This is a genomic window from Helicobacter baculiformis, assembly GCF_900197685.1.
GTDB classification, from domain to species: Bacteria; Campylobacterota; Campylobacteria; order Campylobacterales; family Helicobacteraceae; genus Helicobacter; species Helicobacter baculiformis.
The window spans coordinates 23,608-29,950 of the sequence record NZ_FZMF01000040.1; the positions used below are offsets into that span (position 1 = coordinate 23,608).

7 protein-coding genes are annotated in these 6,343 nt (G+C 44.3%); 1 reads left to right on the forward strand and 6 read right to left on the reverse strand.

Going from position 1 to position 6,343, the window contains the following annotated elements:
• Positions 1 to 16: 16 nt before the first annotated feature.
• The 4 genes from C6G87_RS06480 to C6G87_RS06495 all read right to left on the reverse strand — a co-directional run bounded on the left by C6G87_RS06480 (position 17) and on the right by C6G87_RS06495 (position 3,391).
• Positions 17 to 1,039: a hypothetical protein gene (locus tag C6G87_RS06480; RefSeq protein WP_158653117.1), complete on the reverse strand. Its 1,023-nt coding sequence runs from the start codon at positions 1,037 to 1,039 to the stop codon at positions 17 to 19.
• The gene (locus tag C6G87_RS06485) at positions 1,018 to 2,118 is read right to left on the reverse strand and encodes an HD domain-containing protein (RefSeq protein ID WP_233709046.1); all 1,101 of its coding nucleotides are present in this window, start codon (positions 2,116 to 2,118) and stop codon (positions 1,018 to 1,020) included. Before C6G87_RS06485 ends, C6G87_RS06480 begins: the two co-directional genes overlap by 22 nt.
• Before the next feature lie 83 nt (positions 2,119 to 2,201).
• Complete coding sequence (locus C6G87_RS06490; protein ID WP_104752711.1) at positions 2,202 to 2,807, reverse strand: TerD family protein; 606 nt, start codon at positions 2,805 to 2,807, stop codon at positions 2,202 to 2,204.
• Between the two features lie 2 nt (positions 2,808 to 2,809).
• Positions 2,810 to 3,391, reverse strand: a complete 582-nt coding sequence (locus C6G87_RS06495) for a TerD family protein (RefSeq protein ID WP_158653118.1) — start codon at positions 3,389 to 3,391, stop codon at positions 2,810 to 2,812.
• A 118-nt stretch (positions 3,392 to 3,509) separates the two neighbouring features.
• Here C6G87_RS06495 and C6G87_RS06500 point away from each other — a divergent pair, with 118 nt between their 5' ends.
• Positions 3,510 to 4,508, forward strand: coding sequence for a HoxN/HupN/NixA family nickel/cobalt transporter (locus C6G87_RS06500; protein ID WP_104752713.1), 999 nt, complete (start codon positions 3,510 to 3,512; stop codon positions 4,506 to 4,508).
• Positions 4,509 to 4,865: 357 nt separating this feature from the next.
• Here C6G87_RS06500 and C6G87_RS09070 read toward each other — a convergent pair whose 3' ends face one another.
• Together C6G87_RS09070 and C6G87_RS06510 are read right to left on the reverse strand one after the other, a co-directional pair.
• Entirely contained in the window at positions 4,866 to 5,339 is a 474-nt protein-coding gene (locus tag C6G87_RS09070; protein ID WP_411697008.1) for a restriction endonuclease subunit S, read from the reverse strand.
• 166 nt (positions 5,340 to 5,505) lie between these two features.
• Positions 5,506 to 6,129: a restriction endonuclease subunit S gene (locus C6G87_RS06510; protein ID WP_158653120.1), complete on the reverse strand. Its 624-nt coding sequence runs from the start codon at positions 6,127 to 6,129 to the stop codon at positions 5,506 to 5,508.
• Positions 6,130 to 6,343: the final 214 nt, after the last annotated feature.

The following is a 6,343-nucleotide window of genomic DNA, read 5'->3' on the forward strand; positions in this document are numbered from 1 at the left end:
TTATAATTAGCTCACCTTAGGGTGTGCCTAATTCGGGAAAACCATAGGCATTGAGTTTAAAATTAAGGGTGTTAGAGCGCGCTATTGTATGACTCATTAAAGCCGTATTCATAGCCATTGTTTCGTTTAAAAAGTGCAATTGGCGTGTGAGTTCGAGTAATAATTCCAGTTGTAGGGCTTGGGCTTGTTGGCGATACTGACTATAGGCGCGTGCCTGCGCATTTGAGTCCTTGGCTCCTTGAAGCTGAGTTTTTAATGTATTATTTAGCGCGTACAAACGCGTTTGAAGTGTTGCTGGAGCTAGAAATTGGCGTATTTGTTCTGTGCGCTTGGTCAAAGTGGCTAGGATGGCCTGCGTGTGCTTAGATTGGGCGTTCTCTGATTCTAGACGTGCTTGGGTATAGCCTTGCTGGAGAGTGTGGTAACGCTTAAAATCTCCATCTAGAAGAGCGGTTTGCATCTCTTGGACTTGCGTGCGATGGGTGTGGCGTGTACGCGTCTTTAAGCTATATTCACATAATAATGTGGCTAAAACACTGCCATCAAGCATGGCATGGTCAGGATTTTCTTGCAAGGTATTCAGGAAAGCTTGGGCTTCTTGAGCCTCTTGACTAGAATGCTGTACAATCACCCCCCGTTCAAAATCCAGCCATGGGCACTGACTTTCTAAACGCATGCGTTTGTGTTGCACTAGCGTACGATAACGCTTTGTGAGGGTATTTAAATGAGCTTGGTATTTTTGCAATTGCGCAATTTGATCATGTAAACTTGCGAGCATTGAATCTCGGGGCGGCAGAGTGCGCGCATGGGTAAATTCCTCTGCACGCTCTAATAGACCTTGTAACTGGTTGAGCTTAGCTAGTTTGGCTTGGGCATGGGTGATGAGTTGCCCATAAAGCTGTAGACTCTCTTGCAATTTGGCAATCATGGTACTCTCATTGGCGTTAGAGGTAGCTAATTTAGCATTGGCTTGGGTATCTAGAGTGATCACAGCTGCCGCTTGAAGCCACGCCACGCTTAGGAACAAGACCCATCGCATGTAAAGCCTCTAAATAAAGCCCCCATGTCGACTCCATGGAGACTATAGTGGGCGTATTTTTCAAAGATTTTTTCTGCTCCTTGTACCAAAACATCGCTACGCACGCCATGGGCAATGGACATCTTAGCCTCTATAAAAGCACTGAGCTGATCACAGACCTTTAAAAGTGTGCCACACACACTTTGGTAGATATTGTGATTATAATCTTTCCATAATGCTTCCAAAGAAACAATGTTAACCCTTTTTGTATGCGGGTCTAAGTAACGGTTAGCAAATTCATCTTGGGTAAAGTAAAGTAGATCCTGCCTAAAATCCGAGCTCACATAACGCAAGAGTTTTTCCTCCATCGCGCGCGCCTCTAAATCTTTGAGATATGAGTCTAAACCCTTTACTCCATGCTTGATGGGTGAGATAATGTCGCGTGTCAAAATCTCAGGCAAGTCGTGAAAGAGTCCGCCCAAAAAGTGATTGATACGCATGCGATCGCTTGCTCTTACATCAAAACTCAATAGAAAAGCACATAGGGCAACATAAAGAGCATGCCCTAATACACTTGTGGAAGGCACTCTTGGGGTTTGGCTCCAACGCTTTTGGAAGCGTAATTGTGCAAACATAGAGGTAAGTAAATTGAGATGGGGTACTTGACTTAAGTGGCTTCCATCTTGCAACAGAGCGCTATCTAGACTATCTTTGATTTCTTGCACTCCATACATTTTGGGATTAAAGTCATAAATAAGATTAAATTCCCATGCTGAAACATAGTTATGCGCTGCGCGTAAAAGTTGGTATTCTAGCTCGTTAGGGGGGTAGCACAGATAAGTATGCAGATCTGCAAAAAGCGTGTAACCTCTTAGCTCTTCTTGTACTTCTGCCACCACATAGTCTGCCAGTGCATGACGGTGTTCTTTTAGGAGTTCGTAATAGATGGGAGGTTTGATATCAGTGAGCACCACACGGCTTAAAAATTCAAAGAAAAAGTAGGTGATAAGGCGATGATAATCGATATTGGCTGTGTGCTTGGCAAGCAAGACTACCACCATCGCCTTATGCGCCTGCTTGTCTAGCTCGCTAAACTCCACAGGGCAGGCTTGATCATTCCAGCGCCGAATCGACGCTGCTATAAAAAGACGCTTTAAAAGCTTTGTGGTAAGTTTGGGAGAGATCAAAGGTATTTGGGCACGGATTGAGTCAAGAGTTCCTCGAGCTTCTTATCCGCAGTGGGCTCACCAATAGCGCTAAACTTCCATTCTTGATTATGTTTGTAAAGCTTGCCCAAGATCATCGCCTCCTTGCTTGCGAAGGTGGCATCTTTAGCCACATTGTAAGTAGCAAAAACATTCTGTACCCGATCAGGCATGCCCTCGTAAAGACGGATACTTGCAAAGGGAATCTTATCAAAATCGAGATGTGTATACGAGTTGAGCACAAAGACCAGTTGTTCCACCACTGGGTCTAAACTATCTAGTGCGATGCTGATCACTTCGTTATCCAGCCCATCATCACCCCCCACATCTCCCGTGCGATCATCACCACTATGTTTAATACCTGGGGCACTCTGTTTACCAAAATAGACACAATCCAACAGACGCTTTTGCGCGTCGAAGAGCGCTACACTTAAATCTAAATCTACGGCTTCTGTCTTGGTGTTGCCAAAAAAACCTTTTTTGCTGATTGCGCCCCAGTTCGCCCCCACACAAAAGACTTTCAGCGCGTTCCCATCTTCCTTTTTAAGAGAGATCTTCTGCCCCTTAACTAGATTAACTGCCATCCCTAAACTTCCACACCAAATTGTTTACAAAAGCCTGCCAAGCCTTCTTTAAAGCCCGTACCCACAGCGGCAAACTTCCACTCATTACCTTCGCCTCTGTAAACCCTGCCAAAGTTTAAGGCGGTTTCGACAGAAAAATCTTCCTCTAAGTCATAGCGCACAATTTCCTGCCCATCATTTTCATCAACCACGCGCACAAACGCCTTGCGTACCATGCCAAAATTTTGTTTGCGCATATCAGCTTCGTGGATTGTAACTACAACATGAATTTCGGTAACATCGCTAGATACTTTGGCTAGATCGATCTTAATCACCTCGTCATCACCCTCGCCCTCGCCAGTCCTATTATCTCCTGTGTGTACCACAGAGCCGTCTTTACTGGTAAGATTGTTATAAAACACGAAATTTTTCTCATCATTGACTTTATCAGATGAATCGGTCAGAAACACAGACGCATCTAAGTCAAAAGCACTCCCCGTATCACTTACATTAACATCCCAGCCCAATCCCACTAAAATTTTAGAAAGTCCGGGTTTTTCTTTACTTAAAGAAACGCGTCCGCCTTTACTCAAATTTACAGCCATCAAAAACTCCTTTTATGAAATGAGTTTTCATTTTAACATGATTTATTTAACACATATCATTAAGACAAACCATGTTAGAATGTTACAAATTTAAAAGAAAAATTAAAAGGTGGTTCTTGTGCGTTTATGGTTGCCTTATGCATTGGTAATTTTGTTTTTACATGTGCTTGGTTTGGCGCTCTTGGTGATAGCCAACCAACCTAGTTTTTATGCTTTAGCCGGTGGTGCTTACATACTTGGGGCTAGGCATGCCTTTGATGCCGATCACATTGCCTGTATCGATAACACGGTGCGTAAGCTCACACAACAAAAAGAAAACGCTATGGGTGTGGGTTTCTACTTTTCTTTAGGGCATTCTAGTGTAGTGGTTTTGATGACAATTGCGACCGCCTTTGCTGCGCAATGGGCTAGCGAACACACCCCAATGTTTAAAGAAGTTGGTGGAATCATTGGAACTTTTGTTTCAGGCTTCTTCTTGCTAGTCGTTGGGATTTTGAACACAATAATTTTGATAGATCTTTTAAAGATTTTCAAGCGCACGCGTGATAACGAACATTATAATCAAGAGATGTTGGAAGCAAAATTACAGGAGCGAGGGCTGATCAGCCGTTTTTTCAAACCCTTATTCGCTTTTGTTTCCAAGAGCTGGCATCTTTATCCGATCGGTTTTCTTTTTGGATTAGGTTTTGACACCGCTAGTGAAATCGCACTTTTAGCGATCTCTGGAGCAGCGGTCAAACTGAGCGTTGTGGGCATGCTAGCATTGCCTATTCTATTTGCAGCTGGCATGAGCTTATGTGATACTTGTGATGGGGTTTTTATGGTAAAGGCTTACGACTGGGCATTTAAAACCCCCGTGCGCAAAATCTATTACAACATTACTATTACAAGCTTAGGGGTGGTTGTAGCTTTAGTGATTGGTTTAGTGGAGCTCTTCCAAGTGCTCAGCGAAAAAATGCATTGGGAATTTGATGGCATACTTGGCTATATCCAAAACCTAGAATTTGGCGACTTGGGTTATTATCTTGTAGGCCTGTTTGTGCTGGTGTGGGCAATTTCTTATGGAATTTGGAAATTTGGGCGTATCGAAGAGAAATGGAGTGCGCATAAAATTTAGTTTCGGTAGCAAATTATCCTCGTATGCCTATGTATCAAAATTGACATATCCTCCATAGCTTTTCAAGCTTACGGGATTGTGGCATCATAAGCTTGCCAACTAGGCGGGCTTAGCACCCTACCGCTCTTGCAGAGCTATAAAATCCTATGAAACTTTGCCACAAAGCCGGGATTTCTACCACATTTCTAGTTTGCAATCCAAATAAAGCGGGCTTAAGGCTAGACCTCATTAGAGACACACGCCCAAAAACTATAGTCCTGACTTCTCTAATGCCTGTTGTATTGTCCTCCTCTTTAAAATTTTTGCACGAACGGGATTATAGCAGGTTGGGGGGCTGCTGGGGTCTTACAGGCATGGCTATAGACTCAGATATTTTTTTAGGATAACTTCTTGTTGTCCCTCCAAAGACTTCATAGTATTTTCTAGGGCAGTGCGCTCTTGCTCGATCCTAGCGATCACGCCCACGATGTGCTCTTGCGCTTGCAGGGGTGGGAGGGGGATTTTAAGGCTATAAATATCGTTGCGGTTAATCCCGGGCACGCCTATACCTATCCTCGACTTTTCTAGCTCCAAGCCTTGCAACACGAAGTAGAGTAGCTTGATATTGTAGGGCAGCTTTGTTTCTACATAAAAGGTTGTATCAATGGGGTAACAATCTTTTTCGCTATAGGTTACCTTGCCTGCTGAACCTTTACGCCCCACAATGATACAAGGGGCTTTGACAAGGTAGGTATTGTGGTAGCCTACAATCCCGTTTGAGCCCATTACAGGGTATGTGCCTTCTTTTCTCCTGTTTTCTTGTAGGGCTTTTCCATATTCTAGGCTGCACACCGCCCCCAATTTGACAAAATCCCACCCACCGGCTGGGGGTGTGGGTAAATTGTCTAAAAGCGTGGCTAGGGAGGGTTTTAGCCCTGCTTTTTCTAGGGCGTAAGTGAGGAGGGTTAGATAAGCTCTCTTTAGGGCTTTGGCGCGCTCTAAATCCTCTAAGATTGCTTTAAGTTTTTACGATCTCTCTCTCTCTCTCTTTGCCTAAAAACTCTTGTAAGATTTCTTGCTCTTTGCCTTGTAGGGTGGCGATCTCTGCATCTAGGCGGGCGATTTCTTGCTCGATTTGGGTCAATACGCTGATGATTTGTTCTTGTGCCTCTAGGGGTGGGAGGGGGATTTGATAATCTAGGACACTGCCCTTATCTCCTCTTGGCATTTTTAGCCCTTTAGTGTATCGCATTTCATACTCAAAAAAGCCATCATCGCTTAAAAGATAATATAAAAATCTTGGGGCAAGGGTTTTAACATCTTTGGGGCGAAGCACGATGACATCGTTATTTGTGCCTCCGTTGGTATCGGCAAACCAAATCTTTTTAAGATAGGGTCTAATGTTGCTAATGAGTATGTCATTTGGCATATAGGCGTTTGTAGTCCCGCCTTTTTCTAGGATAAAAGAAGCGTCTATTTTGCCTTTTTTGTCTTGCAACAAGTTATCAACGCCCACATAGTTGCTGGGGGTGAGTAGGTCGGTAGAAATTCTATCTTGGGGGTAAAAGGCGACATCCTTTAAGCGTTTTGCCTTCCATCCCCCCACTGGTGGGCTAGGCAAAGCTTGGACTAGGTTTTTCAACTTCTCTAGTTTTGGGTCTGTGGGTGTGTTCTGTATCGCCTCTAGGTTAAGGCGCTCTAGGGTTTCTAGGATTTTAAGGGCACTCTCTACCCCCCCCCCCCCCCTTTTTCCCCCCCCCCCCCCCCCAACCCCCTACCCCGGCTTGAATCAAGCCTTTATCTTCTTCCAACCCCATACCCACCCCCGCAACGCGTTTTTCCCTTTGGGCGCTTTT

Coding starts and splice junctions, on each gene's coding strand:
- C6G87_RS06480 (WP_158653117.1), bottom strand. CDS start 1,039: ATGCGATGGGTCTTGTTCCTAAGCGTGGCGTGGCTTCAAGCGGCAGCT.
- C6G87_RS06490 (WP_104752711.1), bottom strand. CDS start 2,807: ATGGCAGTTAATCTAGTTAAGGGGCAGAAGATCTCTCTTAAAAAGGAA.
- C6G87_RS06495 (WP_158653118.1), bottom strand. CDS start 3,391: ATGGCTGTAAATTTGAGTAAAGGCGGACGCGTTTCTTTAAGTAAAGAA.